This is a genomic window from Streptomyces sp. G5(2025), assembly GCF_049542075.1.
In the GTDB taxonomy this organism is placed as follows: domain Bacteria; phylum Actinomycetota; class Actinomycetes; order Streptomycetales; family Streptomycetaceae; genus Streptomyces.
In genome coordinates, this window is record NZ_JBMUZT010000006.1 from 1,915,288 (window position 1) to 1,938,246 (window position 22,959).

The 22,959-nt window shown below is 72.7% G+C and carries 20 protein-coding genes; 9 read left to right on the forward strand and 11 right to left on the reverse strand.

Annotation, left to right across the window (positions count from 1 at the left end):
* Positions 1-4 precede the first annotated feature (4 nt).
* From ACOBQB_RS19540 to rsmH, 3 genes are all read right to left on the reverse strand, one after another.
* A complete protein-coding gene (locus tag ACOBQB_RS19540; RefSeq protein WP_423593384.1) occupies positions 5-1,966 on the reverse strand; it encodes a peptidoglycan D,D-transpeptidase FtsI family protein in 1,962 nt (653 codons plus the stop codon).
* Positions 1,967-1,972: 6 nt separating this feature from the next.
* Positions 1,973-2,620 (reverse strand): septum formation initiator family protein, encoded by a 648-nt coding sequence (locus tag ACOBQB_RS19545; protein ID WP_423593386.1) that lies wholly within the window; start codon positions 2,618-2,620, stop codon positions 1,973-1,975.
* Between the two features lie 62 nt (positions 2,621-2,682).
* The gene (rsmH, locus tag ACOBQB_RS19550; RefSeq protein WP_423593387.1) at positions 2,683-3,642 is read right to left on the reverse strand and encodes a 16S rRNA (cytosine(1402)-N(4))-methyltransferase RsmH; all 960 of its coding nucleotides are present in this window, start codon (positions 3,640-3,642) and stop codon (positions 2,683-2,685) included.
* Positions 3,643-4,062: 420 nt separating this feature from the next.
* On the opposite strand from rsmH, the gene ACOBQB_RS19555 reads away from it, so the two are divergent.
* The 4 genes from ACOBQB_RS19555 (at position 4,063) to ACOBQB_RS19570 (ending at position 9,767) form a co-directional block, all read left to right on the forward strand.
* Positions 4,063-4,620, forward strand: coding sequence for a beta-class carbonic anhydrase (locus ACOBQB_RS19555; RefSeq protein ID WP_423593389.1), 558 nt, complete (start codon positions 4,063-4,065; stop codon positions 4,618-4,620).
* A 248-nt stretch (positions 4,621-4,868) separates the two neighbouring features.
* Entirely contained in the window at positions 4,869-5,891 is a 1,023-nt protein-coding gene (locus tag ACOBQB_RS19560; protein ID WP_423593391.1) for an AAA family ATPase, read from the forward strand.
* Positions 5,891-7,255, forward strand: coding sequence for a DUF58 domain-containing protein (locus tag ACOBQB_RS19565; protein ID WP_423593393.1), 1,365 nt, complete (start codon positions 5,891-5,893; stop codon positions 7,253-7,255). Before ACOBQB_RS19560 ends, ACOBQB_RS19565 begins: the two co-directional genes overlap by 1 nt.
* Positions 7,256-7,337: 82 nt before the next feature.
* Complete coding sequence (locus ACOBQB_RS19570; protein WP_423593395.1) at positions 7,338-9,767, forward strand: transglutaminase TgpA family protein; 2,430 nt, start codon at positions 7,338-7,340, stop codon at positions 9,765-9,767.
* An 86-nt stretch (positions 9,768-9,853) separates the two neighbouring features.
* On the opposite strand, the gene ACOBQB_RS19575 is transcribed toward ACOBQB_RS19570, so the two are convergent.
* From ACOBQB_RS19575 to ACOBQB_RS19585, 3 genes are all read right to left on the reverse strand, one after another.
* Entirely contained in the window at positions 9,854-10,270 is a 417-nt protein-coding gene (locus tag ACOBQB_RS19575) for a DUF3040 domain-containing protein (RefSeq protein WP_423593397.1), read from the reverse strand.
* A gap of 275 nt (positions 10,271-10,545) precedes the next feature.
* A complete protein-coding gene (locus ACOBQB_RS19580) occupies positions 10,546-11,391 on the reverse strand; it encodes a class I SAM-dependent methyltransferase (RefSeq protein WP_423593399.1) in 846 nt (281 codons plus the stop codon).
* 96 nt (positions 11,392-11,487) lie between these two features.
* Positions 11,488-12,015 (reverse strand): SAV_6107 family HEPN domain-containing protein, encoded by a 528-nt coding sequence (locus tag ACOBQB_RS19585; RefSeq protein WP_423593401.1) that lies wholly within the window; start codon positions 12,013-12,015, stop codon positions 11,488-11,490.
* Between the two features lie 157 nt (positions 12,016-12,172).
* Between ACOBQB_RS19585 and ACOBQB_RS19590 the strand changes: the two genes are divergently transcribed.
* The 5 genes from ACOBQB_RS19590 (at position 12,173) to ACOBQB_RS19610 (ending at position 18,213) form a co-directional block, all read left to right on the forward strand.
* Positions 12,173-12,961 carry an ATP-binding cassette domain-containing protein gene (locus ACOBQB_RS19590; RefSeq protein WP_423593403.1) on the forward strand — a complete coding sequence of 263 codons (789 nt, stop codon included), beginning with the start codon at positions 12,173-12,175 and terminating at the stop codon, positions 12,959-12,961.
* The gene (locus tag ACOBQB_RS19595) at positions 12,933-15,017 is read left to right on the forward strand and encodes a YhgE/Pip family protein (protein WP_423593405.1); all 2,085 of its coding nucleotides are present in this window, start codon (positions 12,933-12,935) and stop codon (positions 15,015-15,017) included. Before ACOBQB_RS19590 ends, ACOBQB_RS19595 begins: the two co-directional genes overlap by 29 nt.
* A 47-nt stretch (positions 15,018-15,064) precedes the next feature.
* Positions 15,065-15,685 (forward strand): TetR/AcrR family transcriptional regulator, encoded by a 621-nt coding sequence (locus ACOBQB_RS19600; protein WP_423593407.1) that lies wholly within the window; start codon positions 15,065-15,067, stop codon positions 15,683-15,685.
* A 364-nt stretch (positions 15,686-16,049) separates the two neighbouring features.
* The gene (locus tag ACOBQB_RS19605; protein ID WP_423593409.1) at positions 16,050-16,664 is read left to right on the forward strand and encodes a DUF4126 domain-containing protein; all 615 of its coding nucleotides are present in this window, start codon (positions 16,050-16,052) and stop codon (positions 16,662-16,664) included.
* Positions 16,665-16,713: 49 nt separating this feature from the next.
* Positions 16,714-18,213 (forward strand): phytoene desaturase family protein, encoded by a 1,500-nt coding sequence (locus ACOBQB_RS19610; protein WP_423593411.1) that lies wholly within the window; start codon positions 16,714-16,716, stop codon positions 18,211-18,213.
* A gap of 25 nt (positions 18,214-18,238) precedes the next feature.
* On the opposite strand, the gene ACOBQB_RS19615 is transcribed toward ACOBQB_RS19610, so the two are convergent.
* The 5 genes from ACOBQB_RS19615 to ACOBQB_RS19635 all read right to left on the reverse strand — a co-directional run bounded on the left by ACOBQB_RS19615 (position 18,239) and on the right by ACOBQB_RS19635 (position 22,846).
* The gene (locus ACOBQB_RS19615) at positions 18,239-19,126 is read right to left on the reverse strand and encodes a hypothetical protein (protein WP_423593413.1); all 888 of its coding nucleotides are present in this window, start codon (positions 19,124-19,126) and stop codon (positions 18,239-18,241) included.
* Positions 19,127-19,178: 52 nt separating this feature from the next.
* A complete protein-coding gene (metF, locus tag ACOBQB_RS19620) occupies positions 19,179-20,096 on the reverse strand; it encodes a methylenetetrahydrofolate reductase [NAD(P)H] (protein WP_423593415.1) in 918 nt (305 codons plus the stop codon).
* A gap of 102 nt (positions 20,097-20,198) precedes the next feature.
* A complete protein-coding gene (gene thiE / locus ACOBQB_RS19625) occupies positions 20,199-20,852 on the reverse strand; it encodes a thiamine phosphate synthase (protein WP_423593417.1) in 654 nt (217 codons plus the stop codon).
* A 93-nt stretch (positions 20,853-20,945) separates the two neighbouring features.
* Positions 20,946-21,311: an Rv2175c family DNA-binding protein gene (locus tag ACOBQB_RS19630; RefSeq protein WP_205037939.1), complete on the reverse strand. Its 366-nt coding sequence runs from the start codon at positions 21,309-21,311 to the stop codon at positions 20,946-20,948.
* A gap of 269 nt (positions 21,312-21,580) precedes the next feature.
* Positions 21,581-22,846, reverse strand: coding sequence for an NAD(P)/FAD-dependent oxidoreductase (locus ACOBQB_RS19635; RefSeq protein WP_423593419.1), 1,266 nt, complete (start codon positions 22,844-22,846; stop codon positions 21,581-21,583).
* Positions 22,847-22,959: the final 113 nt, after the last annotated feature.

A 22,959-nucleotide genomic window follows, 5' to 3' on the forward strand; every position in this document is an offset into this window, starting at 1 on the left:
GGTCTCAGGGCTTGAAGGTGACGGGGAGGCTGGCCGGACCGGTTCCGGTGGGCGGTACTTGGAGGGTCTTCAGGGCGAACTCCATCACCTCCTTGTAGATGGGGCCGCAGATCTGGCCGCCGAAGTAGTTGCCCTTGGTGGCGTTCTGGATCGCGCAGTAGACCGTGACGCGCGGCTTGTCGGCCGGCGCGAAGCCCGCGAAGGACGAGGTGTAGCCCTTGTAGCGGCCGGTCGCCGGATCGACCCGGTTGGCCGTACCCGTCTTGCCCGCGACGCGGTAGCCGGGGATGCGGGCCTTGGTGCCGGTGCCCTCTTCGTCGTCGACGACGGACTCCAGCATCTGCGACACCGTCTTCGCCGTCTTCTCGCTCACCACCCGTGTCTTCTTCGGCGCGGGCGCGGGCGTGAAGCGGCCGTCGGGGCCTTTCGTGCCGCGTACGAGCGTGGGCTCGACGCGTACGCCGCCGTTGGCGATCGTCGAGTAGACCGAGGCCGCCTGCATCGCGTTGATGGAGAACCCCTGGCCGAACGGGATCGTGAACTGCTGGGAGGTGGACCACTTGGCGGGAGGCGCCAGGATGCCGGACGTCTCGCCGGGGAAGCCGAGCCCGGTCTCCTTACCGAGGCCGAACTTGCGCAGGTAGGAGTAGAGGATCTTGTTGACCTGCTCCTGCGTCCTGCCCAGCTGGCCGGTGGCGAGGATGGTGCCGATGTTGGAGGACTTGGCGAGGACGCCGTTGAGTGTCAGGTACCAGGTCGGGTGGTCGATGTCGTCCTGGAAGAGGCGGTCGCCGCGGTGCAGCCGGTTGGGCACCGTCACCCGGGTGCCGGGTGTGGCCGCGTTCTCCTCAAGGACCGCCGCCATCGACATGACCTTGGCGGTGGAGCCGGGCTCGAAGGCGTCCTGGAGCGCGGCGTTGCCGAGCGCGGTGCCGTCGGCCCGCGTGAGGTCGTTCGGGTCGAAGCCGGGGGCGTTGGCCATCGCGAGGACCTCGCCGGTGCGCGTGTCCTGCACTATCACGTAGCCGCGGTCGGCCTTGGACTTCTCGACCTGCTCCGTGATGGCGTTCTGCGCCGCCCACTGGATGTCGCGGTCGATGGTGAGTTCGACGTCCGAGCCGGGCACGGCGGGGGTCTCCGTGGAGCCCGCGGTCGGTACCTGCCGGCCGCCGGACTGGGCGTAGCGGATCTTGCCGTCCTCGCCCGCCAGCCGCTTGTCGAGCTGCCGCTCCAGACCGCCGCCGCCCTTGCCCTCGGAGTTGACCCAGCCCAGTATCCCGGCGGCCAGGTCGTGGTTGGGGTAGACCCGTTTGCTGCTCGGGTCGGCGAGGACACCGGCCAGGACGTTCGGGGAGCTCGGGTCGGCGCCCGCCTTCTCGGCGAGGGCGCCGCGCAGGTCCTTGATCTGCTTCCACACCTGCGGGGTCTGGCGGCGCGCGAGCAGGACGTAGCGGGTGTCGGGCGTGCTGAGCTTCTTCGTGAGCTCGGCGACGCTCTTGTCGAGGATGGGTGCCAGGAGCGCCGCCGCCTGCTCGGGCGCGTCCTTGGTCTTCGTCTCCTTCGGCGTGAACAGCGTGGGGTCCGCCGTGATGTCGTACGCGTCCACGCTGGCGGCCAGTTCGACGCCGGCGCGGTCGGTGATGCGTCCGCGCTCGGCCGCCAGGGTGTGCGTGAAGTAGCGGTTCTTCTCGGCCTTGGCCGTGTACGCGCTCGCGTCGACGGCCTGCACCTGGAGGAGCCGCACGACGAAGGCCAGCATCACCAGCGTCAGGCCCAGGCTGACCATGCGCAGCCGCGGGCGGGGGCTGCCCAGGCGGATGGTGCGGGGCCTGGCCTTGGTACCGGGGCGGCGCGCCGCGGGGCGCGCCGCGGGGCGCCCCGCGGATGCCGGGCGCCGGGGCGCGCCGGGGCGTGCGGGGCGCGAAGGCCCTGGTACCCGGCGCCGCGGGGGTTCCCTGTCGGACACGTAACGTCACCTGCCGGAGGTCGTCGGGGGGCCGGGCTGTGCGGGGCGGGGCATCGCGGGCGGCATGGTCGCGGATGCCGCGCTCGCGGGCGGCGCGGAGGTGGACGGCACGCCCTGGAGGGACGGCACGCCCTGGGACGGCACGCTCCGGGGCGTCGCGGTCGTGGGCGGCGCGGGCGCCGGGGTGGAGGCCACCGGGGCCGGGGGCGCGGGGGCCGGGGGCGGCGCGGAGATCGGGACGGGGGGCGCCGGGGATCCCCCTTCCTGGGGGCGCAGGGCCGAGGGCCGGGCGGCCGCGGCGCCGGGCACACCGCGCACGGTGCCGTCGGGGTTCAGGAAGGCCGGGTCGCCGCCCGGGACCATGCCGAGCTCGTCGGCGCGCCGCTGGAGGGCGTCGGGCGCGGCATAGCCGTCCACGTCGCGCTGGAGCTGCTGCTTCTCCTCGATGAGGTCCTTCGTCTGCCTCTTGAGCTCGCTCACCTGGAACGAGCCTTCGTTGAGCGAGGAGTTCAGGATGAGCAGCGTGATCAGGCCACCGCCGAGGAGGAGGACGACGAGGAGGACGAAGGGCGTGCGCGCGGCCTGGTTCTGGCCCTGCGGGAGCAGTTTCGCGAGGCGGGCGGCCCTCCCCCGCAGCTCGGGCTTCTTGCTCATGGAGCCTCCTCGCGGACTCAGCTCAGCGGACGGTGCGCACGGCCCCTTCGGCCGGCCGGGCCTCAGCTCACGTCCTCCCGGACGCGCTCGGCGCCCCGCAGCCGCGCCGGAGCGGCCCTGCGGTTCTCGGCGACCTCTTCCTCGGTGGGCAGTTCGGCGCCGCGGGTCAGGAGCTTCAGGCGCGGCTGGTAGCGCTCGGGGACGACGGGCAGGCCGGGCGGGGCGGTGTTCGTGGCGCCGGCCGCGAACACCTGCTTGACCAGGCGGTCTTCGAGTGAGTGGTACGACAGGACGGCGATGCGGCCGCCGACGGCGAGCGCCTTCACCGCCGCCGGGATCGCCCGCTCCAGGACGCTCAGTTCGCCGTTGACCTCGATGCGCAGGGCCTGGAAGGTGCGCTTGGCGGGGTTGCCGCCGGTGCGCTTGACGGCCTGCGGCAGGGCGTCGCGGATGAGCTGGACCAGCCGCGCGCTGTTACTGAACGGCTCCTTCTCACGCTCCCGCACGACGGCGCTGACGATGCGCTTGGCCTGCTTCTCCTCGCCGTACGCGCGCAGGATCCGCACCAGTTCGCCGGGCGGGTACGTGTTGAGGACCTCGGCGGCACTGATGCCGGTCGTCTGGTCCATGCGCATGTCCAGGGGGGCGTCCTGGGCATACGCGAAGCCCCGGTCCGCCTCGTCGAGCTGCATGGAGGAGACGCCGAGGTCGAAGAGGACGCCCTGGACGCGCGGGATGTCCAGGCGGTCGAGCACCTCGGGGAGTTCGTCGTAGACGGCGTGCACCAAGGTGGCCCGGTCGCCATAGGGGGCGAGTCGTTCGCCGGACAGGCGCAGGGCTTCCTTGTCGCGGTCCAGGGCGATGAGGCGCGCCGCGGGGAAGGTGGCCAGGAGGGCCTCGCTGTGCCCGCCGAGGCCGAGGGTGCAGTCGACGACGACCGCTCCCGGTTCGGCAAGGGCGGGGGCCAACATGTCCAGGCACCGCTGGAGCATCACCGGGACGTGTCGGCTGTTGTCGGTCAAGAGGCCCTCTCAGGTCCGGCGCGGCGTTCGTACGCACTGCCGGGTCCCCACCCGCTCCGTGAAGGGGAATGGCCTGCCGGCGCCGGGGAAGTGGCGTCAGCCGACCGGGAGCGGGAGGAGGCCGAGCCGTACGTACGCGCCGCGCACGTGGGGATTCTCAGGAATCTCCGGGATGTGCGGTCCAGCGGGGAGCAGGTCACGTCTCCCGCTTCGCGTCACTTTAGTCCACGGTGCCTTCCGGTCAATCAACCGGCCTGCGCGTCGTCGACCGGTCCGAGGTGCGGGCGCAAATCGCCCGTAGTCACACATTCGGCCGTAGCGGTCACACCCCTGTGGGTTAGCTCACAACAAAGGTCTTTGACGTTCTTTGTCCCTTCTCACAGCGGGCCGTGTTGATCAGTGGCCATTAACGTCGTATCCATGTCGACTTCCGCATCCCCTTCGGATCACTCCTCCGCAGCGCCGATCGGCGGCAACTCCGTCGGCTCGGTCACCGACCGCCTGGTCGAGGCGAACGCGAAGTACGCCGCCGAGTTCACGGACCCCGGCATGGACGCCCGTCCCGTTCTCCAGGTCGCCGTCGTCGCCTGCATGGACGCCCGGCTCGATCTGCACGCCGCGCTCGGCCTGGAGCTGGGCGACTGCCACACGATCCGCAACGCGGGCGGCGTCGTCACCGACGATGTCATCCGCTCCCTGACCATCAGCCAGCGTGCGCTCGGTACCCGCAGCGTCGTCCTCATCCACCACACCGGCTGCGGCCTGGAGTCCCTCACCGAGGAGTTCCGCCAGGACCTGGAGAACGAGGTCGGGCAGCGGCCGACCTGGGCGGTGGAGTCCTTCCGCGACGTCGAGCAGGACGTACGCCAGTCGATGCGGCGCGTACGGACCTCGCCGTTCCTCGTGCACACCGACGACATCCGCGGCTTTGTCTTCGACGTGAAGACGGGTCTGCTGCGGGAGATCGACCCGGCGTGATCGATCCCGCCCATCGACCCTGCGTGACGGACAAAAGGCCGTAAGCCCCGACAACTCGGCGTCAGTTATCCACAGGCGAGTGACACGACCCGGTATGCCCAACAACAATGCGGGGGTGGCACCACGCACACCATTCACGCGTGGTGCCGGTGAATTCGGGGTGGACCGGGTCGTGCGCTTGGGCGGCGGCCCGGAAATGGGGTACCCCCTGCTCCTCAGGAGCGCGGGGCAGGGCCGAGGAGGGCCGGGTGACGACGTATGACGATCGAGCGAGCCTCACAGATCTGACCACCACAGCGGAGCGTGTCCGCAGGTCGGTGGAGGGTGTGATCGAGGGCAAGCCGGAGGTCGTACGGCTCTCGCTGACCGTGCTCCTCGCCGAGGGGCATCTGCTCATCGAGGATGTGCCGGGCGTGGGCAAGACCATGCTCGCCAAGGCACTGGCGCGGTCCATCGACTGCTCGGTGCGGCGGATCCAGTTCACGCCGGACCTGCTGCCCTCGGACATCACCGGTGTGTCCATCTTCGACCAACAGCGCAGGGACTTCGAGTTCAAGCCGGGCGCCATCTTCGCGCAGATCGTGATCGGCGACGAGATCAACCGCGCCTCTCCGAAGACGCAGTCCGCGCTCCTGGAGTCCATGGAGGAGCGCCAGGTCACCATCGACGGGCAGACCTACGAACTGCCCAGCCCCTTCATGGTCGTGGCCACGCAGAACCCCGTGGAGATGGAGGGGACCTACCCCCTGCCCGAGGCGCAGCGCGACCGGTTCATGGCGCGCGTCTCGATCGGCTATCCGGGCCCGGAGGCCGAGCTCCGGATGCTCGACGTGCACGGTGGCGTCTCGCCCCTGGACGACCTCCAGCCGGTGGCGCACGCGCACGACATCGTGAAGCTCATCGACGCGGTCCGCACGGTCCACGTCGCCGAGACCGTGCGGCGGTACGCGGTGGACCTGGTCGCCGCGACGCGCAGCCACCCGGACCTGAGACTCGGGGCCTCCCCGCGCGCGACGCTGCATCTGCTGCGCGCCGCCAAGGCCTCCGCGGCGCTCAGCGGCCGGGAGTTCGCCCTGCCGGACGACGTACAGGCCCTGGCCGTCGCGGTCCTCGCGCACCGCCTGCTGCCCACCGCGCAGGCCCAGCTGAACCGCCGCACGGCCGAATCGGTCGTCCTGGAGATCCTTCAGCACACCCCCGTCCCCGCTGCCGCCCAGCCGGGCGGCGGCACCTTCTTCGCCCCGCAGCCGCCCGGCACGCGGAGGCTGTGATGACGGCCCCAGGGAGGCCGGCGGCCCCCGCCGAGGGCGGCAAGGGCGGGCTGCGCACGGCTCTCGCGGGCCTGACCACACGCGGACGCTCCTTCCTGGCGGCGGGCATCGCCGCCGCCATCTGCGCCTATGTCCTCGGCCAGAGCGACCTGCTGCGCGTCGGGTTACTGCTCGCCGTGCTGCCGCTGGTCTGCGCCGTGGTCCTCTTCCGCACCCGGTACCGCGTCGCGGGCAGTCGCAGGCTCTCCCCCGCGCGCGTGCCGGCTGGTTCGGAGGCCCGCGTCCACCTGCGCATGGACAACGTCTCGCGGCTGCCCACGGGCCTGCTGATGCTCCAGGACCGGGTGCCGTACGTCCTCGGGCCCCGGCCCCGGTTCGTGCTCGACCGGGTCGAGGCGGGCGGGCGCCGCGAGGTGTCCTACCGCGTCCGCTCCGACCTGCGCGGACGTTACCCGCTGGGACCGCTGCAACTGCGCCTGACGGACCCGTTCGGGATGTGCGAGCTGACCCGCTCCTTCTCCACGTACGACACCCTGACGGTCATCCCGCGCGTGGAGGCGCTGCCCCCGGTGCGGCTCACGGGCGAGGCCAAGGGCTACGGCGACGGGCGCAACCGCTCGCTGGCGCTGGCCGGTGAGGACGACGTCATCCCGCGCGGGTACCGCCACGGCGACGACCTGCGCCGCGTGCACTGGCGCTCCACCGCGCGCTACGGCGAGCTGATGGTCCGCCGCGAGGAACAGCCGCAGCGCGCCCGCTGCACGGTGCTCCTGGACACCCGGGGTGTCGGCTTCCGGGGCGCCGGTCCCGACTCGGCCTTCGAGTGGGCGGTGTCGGGCTCGGCCTCCGCCCTGGTGCACATGCTAGAACGGGGCTTCTCGGTCAGGCTGTTGACCGACACCGGCACCTCCGTGCCGGGCGAGGGCTCCGACGGTTTCGCGGGCGCCAGCCAGGAGTCGGCGGACGCGGCCGGGCTGATGATGGACACCCTCGCGGTGATCGACCACTCGGACGGCGCCGGGCTCTCCCGCGCGTACGACGTGCTGCGCGGCGGCAACGAGGGCCTCCTCGTCGCCTTCCTCGGCGACCTCGACGAGGAGCAGGCGGCGGTGGTCGCCAAGATGCGCCGGCGCAGCGGCGCCGCGGTCGCCTTCGTCCTGGACAGCACGGTGTGGGCGCAAGGGCCCGGCGGTGCGCCTGGCGCCGGTGACGTACGGGCGCAGATGCTGCGCGAGGCGGGCTGGACGGCCCTCACCGTGCCGCCGGGGACGAGCCTGACGGACCTGTGGCGCCAGGCCGACCACGCGCGCACGAGCGCGGGCCCGGCGCCCGCGACGGGGGCTACGACCGGGGGCTGGGCATGAACACGCGGTACGGGCCGCTGGGGGCCCCGCGCGCGGGAGGCCCGGCCGCACGGCACGGGCGGACGACAGTGGGGGGACGGTCATGAGCGGACGCGCGCGGCTCGCGCTGTGTGCCACCGCGGCGACACTGATGGCGTCGAGCGCGCTGCTGCCGCTCGTCGATCCGGCGACGTGGTTCCTCCAGGCCGTCATCCTGCTGGCGGTGCAGAGCGGGGTCGGCGCGCTGGCCCGGCGGGTGCCGCTGGCCAGGACGCTCACCGTGGCCGGGCAGGCACTGGTGTCGCTGCTGCTGCTCACCCTGGTCTTCGCCCGCGAGCAGGCCCTCGCGGGCATCCTGCCGGGACCCGACGTGTTCCGGCGGTTCGCGGTGCTCCTGGAGGCGGGCGGCGAGGACGTCGGGCGGTACGCGATCCCGGCGCCGCTGAGCGACGGCATCCGGCTGATGCTGGTCGGCGGCGTCCTGGTGATCGGCCTCGCGGTGGACGCGCTCGCGGTGACGTTCCGTGCGGCGGCCCCGGCCGGGCTGCCGCTGCTCGCGCTGTACTCGGTCGCGGCGGGACTCTCCGGGGACGGCGCGGGATGGCTGTGGTTCCTGCTCGCCTCGGCCGGCTATCTGCTGCTGCTCCTGGCGGAGGGCAGGGACCGGCTCTCCCAGTGGGGCCGGGTGTTCGGCGGCGCGCCGCGCGCTCCGGGGCGTGTCTCCGGGGGCCTGGAGAGCAGCACCGGGGCGGTCGCGCCGGTCCGCACCGGTCGGCGCATCGGCGCTCTCGCGCTGGGCATCGCCCTGGTGGTGCCGCTCGCCCTGCCGGCTCTGGACGGCGGTCTGCTGGGCGGCTCCGGTGGCCCCGGCGGGGGCGGCTCGGGCGGCGGCGGGACGATCTCCGCCGTGAATCCCCTGGTCGCGCTCCAGGACAGCCTGAACCAGCCGGAGGACCGCGAGGTCATCTCCTACCGCACGAACGCCGAGCGGACCGACGAGCTGTATCTGCGCATCGTCTCGCTCGACCAGTTCGACGGCACCACCTGGAAGACCACCGTCCGGCGCATCGAGGACGTGCCCTCTCCCCTGCCGACCCCGAGGGGGCTGCTCCCCGACGTCCGCAGGACCGAGATCCAGACGAACATCTCCGCCGCCGACAACTACGCCCAGAACTGGCTGCCGATGCCCTTCCCGGCCAGTCAGGTGAAGATCGACGGCCGCTGGCGGTACGAGCCGGTGGGCCGCGCCCTCGTCGGCGACCGGGGCCAGACCACGCGCGGCGCCGGGTACCAGGTCAGGAGCCTGGTCGTGGAGCCCACCGCCGAGCAGCTGGCGAACGCGCCCTCTCCCCCGGCTGACCTGCGAAAAGAGTTCACCAAGGTGCCGGACTCGCTGCCGCGGCTGGTCGCGGACACGGCCCGCCGGGTCACCAAGGGCGCCGCGAACCCCTACGAGCAGGCGGTCAAGCTCCAGGACTACTTCGCCTCGGACGGCGGGTTCACATACAACACCCAGGTGCGGGCGGGCAGCGGGCCCGCCGCGATCGAGAGGTTCCTGAAGCAGAAGGAAGGGTTCTGCGTCCACTTCTCCTTCGCGATGGCCTCCATGGCACGCACGCTCGGCATACCGGCCCGCGTCGCGGTGGGCTTCACGCCGGGTTCCGCGCGGGCCGACGGTTCGATGTCGGTCGGGCTGCGGGACGCGCACGCCTGGCCCGAGCTGTACTTCGAGGGCGTGGGCTGGACCCGTTTCGAGCCGACGCCGAGCCGGGGCACGGTGCCCGAGTACGCCCGCTCCGACGTCCCCTCGGGTGACGTGAGCGACCCCGACGCCCCGGAGCCGTCCCGCGCCGCGGAGCCGTCCGCGGCGCCCTCGGCGTCCGACAGCTGCCCGCCCCACGTGCGCCGGCAGGGCGGCTGTGCGAGCGCCGCGCCGCAGGTCGCCGCCGGTTCGGGCGGTGACGGGCCGCCCATCCAGATGATCGTCCTGGTGGCCCTCGCGGTCGTGCTCGCCGTCGCGGTGCCCTTGCTGCCCCTGCTGTGGCGGAGCCGGGCGCGGTCGGCGCGGCTGGGCACCGGCGGCCGTACGCCGGGGGACGCCGTCGCGCGGACCATGGCCGCCTGGCTGGAAGTGACCGACACGGCCTGGGACCACGGCATTGAGCCGGACGAGTCACAGACCCCCCGTAAAGCCGCCGCGCGGATCGTCCGCATCGGCCAGCTGCCGTCGGGGCCCGCGGAGGCCGTTCACCGGGTGGCGACCGCCGTGGAGCAGGCGCTGTACGCCCCGAGCCCGCGGCTTCCCGTGACGGGGCTCTCGGAGGACGTGCGGCGTGTACGGGAAGGGCTGCACGCCACGTCGACCCGTTCCGCCCGGCTGCGGGCGACGCTCGCGCCGCGTTCGGCCGCACGGGTGGTGTGGGCGGCCTCGGACCGCTGGACGGCGTTCGGCGCGCGCTGGAGCGAGCGCGCCGCCAAGCGGTGGGCGGCGCTGACACGGCGGCTGCCGCGCCGGGCCTCGCAGGAGGGGTGACGACATGTGTAAGGGGTGACCGCCTTTGGCGGTCACCCCTTACACACACTCATCACGTCTGTTCGATCAGCCTTGCCGGGCCAAGCTCACTGACCACCCTGCTGTTCGTCGCGGCGGCGCTGCCACCGCTGCTCGATGCGGTCCATGACGGAACGACGCTGCCTCGTCTGTCTGCTGCGGGCATGGGGCCCACCCTGCGCGGCGGCCGCGCCGGCGGGCTGTTCGCCCGGCTTCGGGGCCTTGCGCCAACCGGTGACGGCGAGCACCGCACAGCCCAGCATGACGAGGAACCCCACCACGCTGATCCAGATCTGCTGCGCGACCATTCCGGCCATGAGAAGGGCGATACCCACCAGGAAGCCCACGACCGCTTGGTAGACCCGCTTCCGGGTGTACGTACGCAGCCCGCTTCCCTCAAGCGCTGTCGCGAACTTGGGATCTTCGGCGTACAGCGCTCGCTCCATCTGCTCGAGCATGCGCTGCTCGTGCTCCGAGAGCGGCACGGAGTCCTCCTCATCGTGCAGTCGCCGGGGCGACCGGGGGTCCCCTTCAGGATAGGCAGGGAATCGCCCCCGTGAAACCCGCCCCTCTGCGCCAACTTCGCCAAACCGGACCTTCACATCGCTCCGGCTCACTGAAGCGTGCATTCCCCAGTGGCCGAACCGTCATGCAGGACGGTGTCCCTCGATCATACGGCGCCCGTAGCCCATTCGGGGGTCCTGTGGCGTACTCCATGTGCCGCTGCGCCCCTGATCAGCGGGGCAGCCGCTCCCGCACCTCAGGCCGCCGCACCACCTTGAGGCCCGCGCGCCTCACCGAGCACGTGCAGCTGCGTGGCCACGGCGTGGAAGGCGGGCAGCTCGGCGGCGGCGGCCTCCAGCTTGAGCAGGGCGTCCAGGGCGCCGGGCTCGGTGTCCACGAGGACGCCGGGGACCAGGTCGGCGAAGACCCGCACGCCGTGCACGGCGTCGACGCGTACGCCCGCGGCCTCGACCAGCTCGGTGAGCTGTTCGGCGGTGAACCGGCGCGGCACGGGGTCGCCCGCGCCCCAGCGGCCCGCCGGGTCGGTGAGGGCCGTCTGCGCCTCCTGGAAGTGGCCCGCGAGGGCGCGCGCGAGCACGGCTCCGCCGAGTCCGGCGCCGAGCAGGCTGAGCACTCCGGAGGTGCGCAGCGCGTCGACGGCCAGGCGTACGCCCTCCGCCGGATCGTCCACGTACTCCAGGACGCCGTGGCACAGGACGGCGTCGAAGCCGCCGCGCTCGACGACGTCGAAGAGGCCGAGCACGTCGCCCTGGACGCCGCGCACGCGGTCGGCGACCCCGGCCTCGGCGGCCCTGCGCTCCAGGGCGAACAGGGCGTTGGGGCTGGGGTCGACGACGGTCACGCGATGGCCGAGCTGGGCGACGGGCACCGCGAAGTTGCCGCTGCCGCCTCCGGTGTCGAGCACGTCGAGTTCGGTGCGCGACTGACGGCCCGTGACCTCGACGCGGCGGTCGAGGGCCTCCTTCAGGATGTCCCAGACCACGGCGGTACGGAGAGAGGCGCGGGGACGGGGGGAGTCCGAGCGCGGCGACGCCGTCTGAGCGTGCTGGTGGGAGGCGGGCGGGCGCATCGGGTCCGACACGGCAGTTGACTCCTCGGCGCGTGGGGTGCGATTTCCCCCACCCTATTGCCTGCCGCGCACTGCCCGGTCACCTGTCCCCGGGCGCGAAGGTGCCGGTCAGCTCGTGTCCGGCGGCTCCTTCCTGGCCTGGGGCAGCACGGGCTGGAGCACCAGCGTCCGCTCGACCAGACGGAGGAACATCGCCACGTCACGGAGCAGGTCGTCGGCGTCGCGGGCCGTGGCGGCGCCCTGGATGCCCGCCTCGGCGCGGGCCCGGCGGGCGGCGCCGGAGGCGAACAGCGCGCTCCACTCGGTCAGTTCGGGGGCTATCTCGGGCAGGACTTCCCAGGCACTGCGGATGCGCTGCCTGCGGCGCGGGGTCGTCTCGGGGCGCCCGCGCGCGGCCAGGACGGCGGCCGCGGTGCGCAGGGCGGCGAGGTGGGCGGTGGCATAGCGCTCGTTCGGGGCGCCCAGGCGGGCGGCCTCGTCGATCCCGGCGTGGGCCTGGGCGAGCAGTTCGAGCGCGGCGGGCGGGGCGGTCGCGCGGCGCAGGACGGGGTGGACATCGCTCGCCGGGCCGGCGGTCGAAGGTGCAGGGCCGACGGCGCGGTGCCGGCGTGCGGCTGCTGCGGAAGTGCTGGCCATGACGAACCTCCTGTCGTCGTGTGACGGCGCAGTGGCCGTATGTGCCCATCGTGGGGCACGCCACTGACAATCGGCTCTGACCTGGGGCTTTGCCCTGCTTGCCGGTTCGGGCTTACTTTTGAACTGACTGGTCAGTTCAAAAGAGGGGTGGGGAACTGTGGACGACGGTCCGACCGACGGCGCGCCCGGAGCCGCCGTCACCGCCGAGGGCCTTGGGCTCAAGGGGCCGCGGGGCTGGGCGTTCCGCGGCGTCACCTTCGACGCGGAGCCCGGCTCGCTGATCGCGCTGGAGGGCCCGTCGGGGTCGGGCCGCACCTGTCTGCTGCTCGCTCTGACGGGACGTATGCGCGCCACCGAGGGCCACGCGCGCGTGGGACGGCATCAACTGCCCGAGCAGCTCGCGGCGGTGCGCCGGATCAGCGGGCTCGGGCCCGTGCCGGGCGTCACCGACCTCGATCCGGCCCTGACCGTCGCGGAGCACCTGCACGAACGCGCGCTGCTGGAGCGGCGGTTCGGCGGGCCGCTGCGGGGACTGCTGAGGCCGCGCGCCGAGCGGGCGGCAGAGACGCGGTCGCGCGTCGAGACCGCGCTGGCCGCCGCGAAGCTCGACCTGGAGTCGCTGCCCAAGGGGCGGCGGACCTCCGTACGCGACCTGGAGCGGCTGGAGTCCCTGCGCCTGTCCGTGGCGCTGGCGCTGATCGGCCGGCCGCGCGTGCTCGGCGTCGACGACACCGACCTCAAGCTCCCGGACGCCGAACGGGCCGAGGCCTGGGGGCTGTTGACGTCCCTCGCCGAAGGCGGGACGACCGTCGTCGCGGTGTGCAGCGAGGCGCCGAAGGACGCGGTCGTGGTGCGCACCGGCCTCCAGGAACCGGATCAGGAACGGCACCGCACCGACGACGACAAGGAGACGGCGGATGCGCTCGCCGAAACTCGCCGCGCTTGAGCTCAGGCGCTTCGGCAGGGGAAAGCTGCCGTGCGCCGCGCTCGTGGCGCTCCTGCTGCTGCCCCTGCTGTACGGCGCGCTGTACCTGTGCTCTTTCTGGGACCCGTACGGCCGTCTCGACCGCATCCCCGTGGCGCTCGTCAACGACGACAAGGGGGCCACCGCGCAGGGCAAGAAGCTCACGGCGGGCGACTCCATCGTCGAGGGGCTGCGCGACAGCAAGACCTTCGAGTGGCACGAGGTCACCGACACGGAGGCGCGCAGGGGCGTCGAGGACGGGACGTACTACCTGTCGCTGACCATGCCGTCGGACTTCAGCAAGCGCGTCGCGTCGAGTTCGGGGGACTCTCCGGAGACGGGCGCTCTGCGGGTGCGTACGAACGACGCCAACAACTACATCGTCGGGCAGATCTCGCGGACGGTCTTCTCCGAGGTGCGCAGGGCCGCGTCCACGAAGGCGTCACGCTCCTTCCTCGACAAGATCTTCATCTCCTTCTCCGACATCCACGACAAGACACAGAAGGCCGCCGAGGGCGCCGACAAGCTCGACGGCGGCATCGGCAAGGCGAAGAAGGGCACGACGGACCTCGCGAAGGGTCTCGGGGACGCCAAGGACGGCAGCGGCGACCTGGCGGCGGGCGTCAAGAAGCTCCACAAAGGCGCGGGTGACCTGAAGAGCGGTTCCAAGCGGGTCGCGGACGGCACGCACAAGCTCGCCGGCAAGGTCAACGGCACCGCGGCCAAGGTGCGGCCCTTCCTGAAGGACAACGGCAAGACCATCGGGGACACGGCTCAGCTGGTCGCCGACTCCTCCAAGGCGATGCGCCGCAACCTGGCCACCTGGGTCAAGCTCGCCCCCGGGGCCGCGGCGGGCGCCGAGAAGGGCTCCAAGGCCATCGGGAAGCTCTACACGGAGCGCTGCGAGCAGGCCCCCGTCCCCGACCCGGCCTGCCCGCAGCTCAAGGAGGCCAAGAAGGCCGCCGAGAACGTGTCGACCATCGCGGACGACATGAACAAGGTGATCAAGGACCGGAACAGCGACATCAAGACGCTCGACAAGCACCTGGCCACCCTCCAGAAGAAGTCGCAGGCGCTCGCCGACCGTGCCCCGCACCTCGACGAGGACCTGGAGCAGGCCGTCACCCGGATCAACGCCCTCGACAAGGGCGCGGGCAAGGTCGCCGACGGCGCCAAGAAGCTGCACACGGGCCTCGGCACCGCCGAGACCGGGGCGAGCGACCTGGACGCGGGCATCGCCAAGCTGGAGACGGGCGCGAGCGACCTCAAGGGCGGCATGTTCAAGCTGGCCGACGGCTCCGCGAAGCTGTCCGGCGGGCTGCACGACGGCGTCAAGAAGATCCCCGACTACGGTAAGAAGGACCGTGACGACCGCACCGGTGTCATGGCCGACCCCGTACAGCTCGCCTCACAGTCGCTGCACAAGGCGCCCAACTACGGCACCGGCTTCGCGCCCTACTTCATCCCGCTCTCCTTGTGGGTCGGCGCGATGGTGGCGTACATGCTGATCCCGCCGCTCAACCGGCGCGCGCTCGCCGCGGGCGCCTCCGCGTGGCGCATCGCGCTGGCCGGCTGGCTGCCGGTGGCGGTCCTCGGGGTGCTCCAGACGGTGGCCCTCATGTCCGTCCTGCACTGGGGCCTCGGCCTCCAGATGGCGAGGGCGGCCGGCACGGTCGGGTTCCTGTTCCTGGTCACGGCGTGCTTCGCGGCCATCGTGCAGTGGCTCAACGCCCGCTTCGGGGCGGCCGGGCGGATCCTCGTCCTCGCCCTGCTCATGCTCCAGCTGACGTCGGCGGGCGGTACCTATCCCGTGCAGACGAGCCCCGGCTTCTTCGGCGCGGTCCACCCCTACCTGCCGATGAGCCACGTCGTGGACGCCCTGCGCAGGCTGATCACGGGCGGCGGTCTGGCGCCCGTATGGCTGGCGTGCGCGGTGCTTGCGGCCTTCACGGTGGGCGCCCTCGCGCTCACCGCCCTCTCCGCGCACCGCAAGCAGGTGTGGACCGTGGACCGGCTGCACCCGGAGCTGAGCCTGTGAGCACGTCAGGGCCGGGCCGCCCGGCGCGACCTGTGAGAATCAGGGCCATGGACAGCAGTGCAGGCAGCACCCGGCGCGAGGCCACCCGGCAGAAGCTCTACGAGGCAGCCGTCACGCTCATCGCGGAGCAGGGTTTCTCCGCGACGACGGTCGACGAGATCGCCGAACGGGCCGGGGTCGCGAAGGGCACCGTCTACTACAACTTCGCGAGCAAATCGGTCCTCTTCGAAGAGTTGCTGCGGCACGGCGTCGGCCTGCTCACCGCCTCCTTGAAGGACGCGGCCGAGGCGACGGACAAGAACGGCGGCAGCAAGGTCGACGCCCTGGATGCGATGATCAGGGCCGGTCTCGTCTTCATCAACCGCTATCCGGCCTTCACGCAGCTGTACGTCGCCGAGCTGTGGCGCACGAACCGCGCCTGGCAGTCCACCCTCCTGGTGGTCAGGCAGCAGGCCGTCGCGGTCGTCGAGGACGTGCTGCGCGGCGGCGTCGAGAACGGCGAGCTGAGCGACGAGATCGACATCCCCCTGACGGCGGCGGCGCTCGTCGGCATGGTGCTGGTGGCCGCCCTGGACTGGCAGGCCTTCCAGCCGGAGCGCTCCCTGGACGACGTGCACGCGGCCCTGTCGCGGCTGTTGCAGGGCCGGGTGAGCGGCACGCGCGCGTAGCGGCCCGTACGCCCACACGACGGCGCCGGTCCGGTGCCCCCTGTTCCCCAGGCGGCACCGGACCGGCGCTTTTCTCGTGTCCCCCGTATCCCCCGTGCGGCCCCCCGTGTGGTCGTTCCCCCGAGTCGCCCCCGTACCTCGCTCCCGCCTCGCGGCGGGAAGGAGCGGCCAAGGACGCCGCGCCGTTCCGCCGCCCCGTGTCGGCGGTACCGGCGCCGCGTCCTTCTCCGTGCCCCACACTCTTCCGTCTCCGCAGGTCGGGGCCCATCCGCGCGCGTACTCATCTCGCTCCCTAGGTACGGATACTCAGGCATGCGGGCTCCACCCCAGGCCGCCCGGCCCCGGACTGGTTACGATCGCGTCCGTGTCCGTACTCCCCCTGGTGTTCACCAGCGGCTGGGCGAGCGGGATCAACGCGTACGCCGTTGTCCTGCTGCTCGGCGTCTTCGGCGCGACCGGGATCAGCGACGAGGTGCCCGCGGCGCTTCAGCGGCCGGACGTGCTGACCGCGGCCGGTGTGCTCTTCGTCTGCGAGGCCGTCGCCGACAAGATCCCGTACGTCGACTCGGTCTGGGACTCGGTGCACACCGTGATCCGGCCGGTGTCCGGAGCCGTGGTGGGGGCGCTCCTCGCGGGGCAGAGCGGCTCTCTCTCCGACCTCGCCGCGGGCGCCGTGGGCGGGTCGACGGCACTGGCCAGCCACGCGGTGAAGGCCGGGACGCGGATGGCGATCAACACCTCGCCGGAGCCCTTCAGCAACGTCGTGATGAGCACGGCCGAGGACCTGGGAGTCGGCGGGATCATCTCCTTCGCGATGTTCTACCCGGAGGCCGCGGCGATCATCGCGGCCGTGCTCCTGCTGCTCGGCCTGTTCCTGCTGTTCTTCCTGGTCTCCCGCATCCGCAGGTTCCTGCGGCGCAGGGCGCAGCGGCGCGAGGAGAAGCGGCTGGCGGGGCGGACGGGGCCGCCCCCGCTCTGAGGCCGGGCCTGCGGCGTGACTGTCAGTGGCGGCCGATAAAGTCCCTGGCATGGCACGGATTGTGGTGATCGGCGCCGGGATGGGCGCCATGACGGCCGCCGCCCGGCTGGCCGTCGCGGGCCACCGGGTGGTGGTGTACGAACGCGGGCGGACGTACGGCGGCGCGCTCGGCCGCGTCGAGCGGGACGGCTTCGCCTTCGACACCGGACCGGGCCTGCTCCCGCTCCCCGCGGTCTACCGCGACGTGTTCGTCAAGACCGGCAAGGAACCGCTGGAGAAGTGCGTCGAGCTCTCCCAGGTGGAGCCCGCCGTGCGCCATGTCTTCGCCGACGGCACCACGACAGACCTGCCGAACGCCTCACGCGCGGGCGTCGGCGACGCCCTGGACGCGGCGCTCGGCGACGGCGCGGGCGCCCGCTGGGCGGCGTTCATGAACCGCGCCAGGGAGACCTGGGACCGCACCCGCCGCCCGCTGCTCGAAGAGCCGCTGTACTCCAACTGGGAGGTGCTCGGCGCCCGCGAGCCCTACCCCGCGGTGCCCCACAAGCGCCTGCTGCGCCGCGAGCGCCGTGCGGCGACGCTGGGTGGGATCGGCGAGCTGGAGCTGGGCGGCGACGTCCGGCTGGCCGCGCTTCTGGAGCAGTTCGCCCTCGCGCAGGGCCTCGATCCCCGCACGACCCCGGCGAGCGCGGCCGTCCTGCCGTATCTGGAGCAGACGTTCGGCTCCTGGTCGGTGCGGGGCGGTCTGCGCGCGCTGGCCACGGCGGTGTACGAGCGGTGCCTGGCCCGCCGGGTCGAGTTCGTGTTCGACGCCGCGGTGGTCCGGATCGTCGAGAAGGACGGCCGCGCGGCGGGCGTGGAGCTGGCCGACGGGTCGACGGCCGAGGCGGATTTCGTGGTGGCCGGTGTGGCACCCGCAGTCCTGAGCAGGATGGCCTCCGGTGTGAACATACGGTCGGAGGGTGATGTGCCCGCGTGCAGCGGGATGCCCAGCCGCCTGACGGTCATGTCGGCCCTCTCCGGCGCCCGCCCCGAGGGCACCCCTCACCGGACGGTGCTGCACTCCGCCGACCGCCAGGACGAGCTGGACCGCCTCTTCGGCGAGCGCCCGGGACTGCCCGCCTCGCCCACGGTCACGGTGCTGCGCCCCGACGACCCCGAGCTCACGCCCGACGGCGCGCACGAGGCGGTGACGCTCACGGTGACGGTGCCGGCGCACCTGGAGGTCTCCCCGGCCGACGTGGAGCGCGTGATCTCCCGCGCCGAGGCCGTGATCCCGGGGCTGCGCGAGCGCCTCCTGTGGCACGAGGTGCGTACGCCTGCGGACATCGCGGAGGCCACCGGCGCCGACGGCGGCGCGGTACCGGCTCCGGCACTGGCAGCGGCCGACGGCACGCTCCTGCACCCGGCCAACAGCACGCGCCTGCCGGGTCTCTTCGCGGTCGGCGGCTGGTCGCACCCCGGCGGCGGCCTGCCCCACGCGGGCATGTCGGGCGCGCTGGTCGCCGGGTTGATCGTCGAGGGGCCGGAGTTCCGCGGCTCGCAGTGACCTCAAGGAGCCGGTGAGCAGCGGCTCAGTAGCGGTACTGCTGTTCGTTGTGGCCCGAGTCGTAGCCGGAGTCGTCGTATCCGCCGGGGTGGCCCTCGGTGTGCCCGCCCTCGTACGGATACGGCTGCTCCGCCGGGAGTTCGCCGCCGTACGGCTCGTCGGTGGTGCGCTGGTGCGGCACCCAGACGCCGCCGGGCGGGGTGTCGTTGTAGACCTCGCCGAGCCCGCCGTAGGTGTCGCCGCCGTACGGGGCGTACTGCTGCTGGTCGCCGTAGGTGTCGTAGCTCTGCCGGGCGCCGTAGGTCTGGGTGCCGACGTACGGGTCGGAGTACGCGGCGTACTGCTGGTGGCCGGTCTCGCCGTAGCCGTAGCTCTGCTGGTCGTAGCCGGTGTAGGCCGCGGCGTCATAGCCCTGGCCGCCCTCGGCCTCGTAGGTGTCGCCCGCGGCCGGCGGGGCGTACGCGGCATCCGTGTAGACGCCGTACTGCCCGGTGTCGTCGGGCAGCGGCTCCGGTTCGTAGATCCCGGGGGCGTGCGCGGGCGGCGGCGGGGCCTGCTCGTACTCCAGGTCGGACACCTGGAGCGTCGGTTCCTGTCCGGCGGCCGCGCCCGCGGTCGCACCCTGGGACGGCTTCTTGCGGCGCTTGCTCAGGCCCGGCTTCCCGCCGAGCGCCCAGCCGGTGGAGAAGCCCCGGCGGAACGACAGCGTCACGTACGTCTGGCCGACGGCGAAGGCGATGGCACCGGCCGCGATCACCAGGACCGACGACAGCACCACGCCGACGACGACGCCCAGGAAGCCCACGAACGCAAGCAGGCGCCAGCGCAGCCTGGCTTTGTACTGCAACAGCACCTCGCCGAGCAGCCACAGCGCGACGAAACCGAACGCGATGTAGAGGACCGTCCAGCCCATGTACGCCCCACTCCCCTACGGCCGCCGCCCGTGGGTACGGGGGTACTGCCGTTCAAGCCTGCTGGTGCAGACCAAGATTCTCGTAGATTTCCAGCGTCGCCGTGGAGTTGTTGAGCGTGATGAAGTGCAATCCCGGCACGCCTTCGGCCAGCAATCGCGCGCAGAACTCCGTCGCGAACTCGATGCCAATGGAGCGTACAGCGGCGGCATCGTCTTTGGCCGCGAGGATCCTGTCTTTCAGCTCGGGCGGGAACACGGCGTTGCTGAGCTGGGGCAGCCGGTGGAGCTGGCGGACGTTGGTGACCGGCATCATCTCGGGGATGATCGGCGTGGCACAGCCCGCCGCCGCCACGCGGTCGCGCAGTCGCAGGTACTCCTCCGGGTCGAAGAACATCTGCGTGATCGCGTAGTCCGCGCCGGCCCGGCACTTGTCGATGAAGTGCCGGGTGTCGGACTCCCAGTCGGGTGAACGCGGGTGCATCGCGGGGAAGGCCGCGACGCCCACGCAGAAGTCGCCGGACTCCTTGATGAGTTCGACCAGTTCGGCGGCGTAGGTGAGGCCCTCGGGGTGCGCGACCCACTCGCCGAGCGGGTCGCCGGGCGGGTCGCCGCGGACCGCGAGCATGTTCCGGATCCCGGCGTCCGCGTACTGCCCGATGATGTTGCGCAGCTCGGCCACGGAGTGGTCGACGGCGGTCAGGTGGGCGACGGGCGTCAGCGTGGTGTCGGCGACGATCTGCTGGGTCTCCTTGACCGTGCCGGTGCGCGTCGAACCGCCCGCTCCGTAGGTCACGGAGACGAAGTCCGGGGCGACCGCCTCGACCCGGCGCAGCGCGTTCCACAGATTCCGCTCGCCCTTCGGGGTCTTCGGCGCGGAGAACTCGAACGAGTACGTCCTCTTGCCGGTCGCGAGCATGTCGCGCACGGTGCGCGCGCGGTCAGTCCTGGTGGAAGCTGTGCCTAGGGCCATACGGGCAGGTTAGCCAGGCCCCGGCGGTCCCCCAACCGGACCCGAGGATTTCATCCCATTTGCCGGTTTCTTGTCCACGGATCGGACACCGCCGAGCGGTGCTCAGTCGGCCGTACGCAGCCGCTTCGCGAAGTGCGCCGCCGCGGCGCCCGGGTCGTCGGCCTCGGTGATCGCCCGCACGACGACCACCCGGCGCGCGCCCGCTTCGAGCACCTCGTCGAGGTTGCCCGCGTCGATGCCGCCGATGGCGAACCAGGGGCGGTCCGTGCCGAGGGAGGCCGTGTGGCGGACCAGGTCGAGGCCGGGGGCGTGGCGGCCCGGCTTGGTGGGCGTGGGCCAGCAGGGGCCCGTGCAGAAGTAGTCCACGCCGTCCTGCGCGGCCGCCGCGGCGGCCTCGGACTCGGCGTGCGTGGAGCGGCCGATGAGGACGTCATCGCCGAGGATGGCGCGGGCCGCGGGGACCGGCAGGTCGCCCTGGCCCAGGTGCAGCACGTCGGCGCCGACGGCGTGTGCGACGTCCGCGCGGTCGTTCACCGCGAGGAGCTTGCCGTGCCGCCGCGCGGCGTCGGCGAAGACCTGGAGGTGTTCCAGCTCCTCGCCGGCCTCCATGGCCTTGTCGCGCAGCTGCACGATGTCGACGCCGCCCGCGAGGACGGCGTCGAGGAACTCGGGGAGGTCTCCCTGACGCTTGCGGGCGTCCACGCAGAGGTAGAGCCGGGCGTCGGTGAGCTGGGCGCGCGGGTGGTCGGCGGCCATGGAGAAGTCCCCCCGGTGTCGATGGGCGTGCGGGCCGCGCGTCACGCGGCCCGCACCCCGAACGGTGTGTTCAGTCAGACGACGGGCGCCTGCTCAGACGGCGAGCGCCTGGGCGCGGCGCTTCACCTCCGTGCCGCGATTCTCGCTCAGTGCCTGCGCGGGGGTGCCGGGCAGGGTCGGGTCGGGGGTGAAGAGCCACTCCAGCATCTCTTCGTCGGAGAAGCCGTCGTCCCTCAGGAGCGTCAAGGTGCCGACGAGGCCCTTGACGACCTTGTCGCCGTCGATGAAGGCGGCCGGCACCTGGAGCGTCCGGTTCTCACCACGGCGTACGGCGATCAGCTGGCCGTCCTTGACCAGCTGGCGCACACGCGTCACCTCGACGTCGAGCATTTCCGCGATGTCGGGGAGGTGGAGCCAGGCGGGGACGAGAGCGTCGGTTTTTGCGTCAATCTCGGTCACCGTCCCAGCGTATCTCTGGCCGGGGGCCTACAGCGGACGGCACCGCGTCCGGCCCGGTTCAGGGGCGTGTGATCGGGTGGGGGCGTGTGATGGGGCGCGGGCGCGTACTCGGGTGCGGGCGCGTGGGGGCTGGGCGCGCAGTTCCCCGCACCCGTTACGGGGCGCTACACGCGGACGGCCCACGTGGACGGCATCGCGCCCGGCGGCCCCCGGGACGCGTGAACGGGTGCGGGGCGCGTGGGAGCTGGGCCCGCAGTACCCCGCGCCCCCTACGGGGCGTTCAGCGCCGCCTTCTTCAGCGGTACCGACGGGTCCGCTGCCAACGGCGGGTTCAGGTGCGTGCCCGCCTCGATCAGTTTGCGGCCCTGGGCCAGGTCCCTGGGGCGGCCCACCGCGAGGACCGCCACGAGGGCGCCGTCCCGCAGCCAGCACACCGACCAGGCCGCGCCCGTGGGGTCGCCGCGCCACACCAGCTCGTCGGTCGCCGTGTGATGGCCCGCGTACTGCACGAAGCGGCCGAACTGCTCCGACCAGAAGTACGGCACCGGGTCGTACGCCGAGGGGTCCTCGCCGATGATGTTCGCCGCGACCGTGCGCGGGCCCTGGAGGGCGTTGTCCCAGTGGTGGACGAGCAGGCGCTCGCCGTATCGGCCGGAGGGGAACGAGGCGCAGTCGCCGACCGCGTACACGTCGGGCACCGAGGCGCGCAGGTGGTCGTCGGCCACGACCTCGCCGTGGGCGCCGAGCGCGATGCCGGAACCGGTCAGCCAGGCCGTCGCGGGCCGCGCCCCGATGCCGACGACGACCGCGCCTGCCGGCAGCCGGGTCCCGTCGGTCAGGAGCACCGCGCCCGGCTCGACGCGCTCCACGCGCGCGTGGAGGCGCAGCACGGCTCCGGAGTCCGCGTACCAAGCCGCCATGGGGGCCGCGACCTCTTCCGGCAGCGCCCCCGCGAGCGGCCGGCCCGCGGCCTCGACCACCGTGACGGCACAGCCCGCCTCGCGCGCGGCCGTGGCGAACTCGGCGCCGATCCAGCCCGCCCCCACCACCACGATGTCGTGCTGCGCGGCGAGTACCGGCCGCAGCCGCGCGGCGTCGTCCAGGGTGCGCAGGAGGTGGACGCCGGGGACACCTTCGGCGCCCGGCAGCCGGATCGGCTCGGCGCCGGTGGCGAGCACCAGGTCGTCGTAGGCGACCGGACCCTCGGCCGTGTCCAGCTCGTGGTCCGCCGGCCGCACCCCGGTGACCTCGCGGCCCAGGTGGAGCCCGATGCCGAGCGCCTCGAAGTCGATGTCGAAGGCGGAGCCCTCCGCCTTGCCGAGCAGCACCGCCTTGGACAGCGGCGGCCTGTCGTACGGCTGATGGGGTTCCGCGCCGATCACCGTGACCCGGCCGGCGAACCCCTGTTCGCGCAGGGCCACGGCGGTCTGCACCCCGGCCATCCCGGCGCCGACGATGACGACGTGCCGCTCCCCCTGCCGGCTCTGCCGCTCCGCCCGCCCCTGCTGCCCGCTCTGCCTCTGCTGCTCGCTCACCCGATCACTGTAGGGCGGCGGGCAGCGGCGTCTTCAGAGGCGGGCGAGGAGATCTCTGACACACCGTCACCGCCCATGACCGGTCGGCTCCCCTACTGCCGCGCGGGGCGACG

What these genes read in the sequence shown, in the direction of transcription:
- ACOBQB_RS19610 (WP_423593411.1), top strand. Translation starts at nt 16,714, where the DNA reads ATGGCACGGATTGTGGTGATCGGCGCCGGGATGGGCGCCATGACGGCC.
- ACOBQB_RS19545 (WP_423593386.1), bottom strand. Translation starts at nt 2,620, where the DNA reads ATGAGCAAGAAGCCCGAGCTGCGGGGGAGGGCCGCCCGCCTCGCGAAA.
- thiE (WP_423593417.1), bottom strand. Translation starts at nt 20,852, where the DNA reads ATGGCCGCCGACCACCCGCGCGCCCAGCTCACCGACGCCCGGCTCTAC.
- ACOBQB_RS19595 (WP_423593405.1), top strand. Translation starts at nt 12,933, where the DNA reads ATGCGCTCGCCGAAACTCGCCGCGCTTGAGCTCAGGCGCTTCGGCAGG.
- ACOBQB_RS19565 (WP_423593393.1), top strand. Translation starts at nt 5,891, where the DNA reads ATGACGGCCCCAGGGAGGCCGGCGGCCCCCGCCGAGGGCGGCAAGGGC.
- ACOBQB_RS19555 (WP_423593389.1), top strand. Translation starts at nt 4,063, where the DNA reads ATGTCGACTTCCGCATCCCCTTCGGATCACTCCTCCGCAGCGCCGATC.
- ACOBQB_RS19570 (WP_423593395.1), top strand. Translation starts at nt 7,338, where the DNA reads ATGAGCGGACGCGCGCGGCTCGCGCTGTGTGCCACCGCGGCGACACTG.
- ACOBQB_RS19600 (WP_423593407.1), top strand. Translation starts at nt 15,065, where the DNA reads ATGGACAGCAGTGCAGGCAGCACCCGGCGCGAGGCCACCCGGCAGAAG.
- metF (WP_423593415.1), bottom strand. Translation starts at nt 20,096, where the DNA reads ATGGCCCTAGGCACAGCTTCCACCAGGACTGACCGCGCGCGCACCGTG.
- ACOBQB_RS19615 (WP_423593413.1), bottom strand. Translation starts at nt 19,126, where the DNA reads ATGGGCTGGACGGTCCTCTACATCGCGTTCGGTTTCGTCGCGCTGTGG.
- ACOBQB_RS19585 (WP_423593401.1), bottom strand. Translation starts at nt 12,015, where the DNA reads ATGGCCAGCACTTCCGCAGCAGCCGCACGCCGGCACCGCGCCGTCGGC.